We start from the raw sequence: 545 nt of genomic DNA on the forward strand, positions 1-545 counted from the left end.
CATTATCATTTTAATATCGCGGGTGTGGCGGAATTGGCAGACGCACTAGACTTAGGATCTAGCGCCTTACGGCGTGGGGGTTCGACTCCCTTCACCCGCATATGCAGAAGTAGTTCAGCGGTAGAATACGACCTTGCCAAGGTCGGGGTCGCGGGTTCGAATCCCGTCTTCTGCTCCATTATTTTGCCGGGGTGGCGGAACTGGCAGACGCACAGGACTTAAAATCCTGCGATAAGTGATTATCGTACCGGTTCGATTCCGGTCCTCGGCATCATCCTATAAAAATTATGCGCCCATAGCTCAACTGGATAGAGTACTTGACTACGAATCAAGAGGTTATAGGTTCGACCCCTATTGGGCGCACTAATTTACGGGAAGTAGCTCAGCTTGGTAGAGCACTTGGTTTGGGACCAAGGGGTCGCAGGTTCGAATCCTGTCTTCCCGATTCCCTGAAAATTTATATATGGGGGCTTAGCTCAGATGGGAGAGCGCCTGCTTTGCACGCAGGAGGTCAGCGGTTCGATCCCGCTAGTCTCCACCATATT

6 tRNA genes are annotated in these 545 nt (G+C 51.6%); all 6 read left to right on the forward strand.

Going from position 1 to position 545, the window contains the following annotated elements:
* The first annotated feature begins 18 nt into the window (after nt 1-18).
* The 6 genes from L987_RS04225 to L987_RS04250 all read left to right on the forward strand — a co-directional run bounded on the left by L987_RS04225 (nt 19) and on the right by L987_RS04250 (nt 541).
* Nucleotides 19-100 (forward strand) — tRNA-Leu (locus tag L987_RS04225).
* A 3-nt stretch (nt 101-103) separates the two neighbouring features.
* Nucleotides 104-178: transfer RNA gene (locus L987_RS04230), tRNA-Gly, on the forward strand.
* Nucleotides 179-185: 7 nt separating this feature from the next.
* A tRNA-Leu gene (locus L987_RS04235) sits at nt 186-271 on the forward strand.
* A gap of 18 nt (nt 272-289) precedes the next feature.
* Nucleotides 290-363: transfer RNA gene (locus L987_RS04240), tRNA-Arg, on the forward strand.
* Nucleotides 364-371: 8 nt separating this feature from the next.
* Nucleotides 372-445, forward strand: a tRNA-Pro gene (locus L987_RS04245).
* A gap of 20 nt (nt 446-465) precedes the next feature.
* Nucleotides 466-541 (forward strand) — tRNA-Ala (locus tag L987_RS04250).
* Nucleotides 542-545: the final 4 nt, after the last annotated feature.

This window comes from Staphylococcus sp. ZWU0021 (assembly GCF_000798895.1).
In the GTDB taxonomy this organism is placed as follows: Bacteria; Bacillota; Bacilli; order Staphylococcales; family Staphylococcaceae; genus Staphylococcus; species Staphylococcus saprophyticus.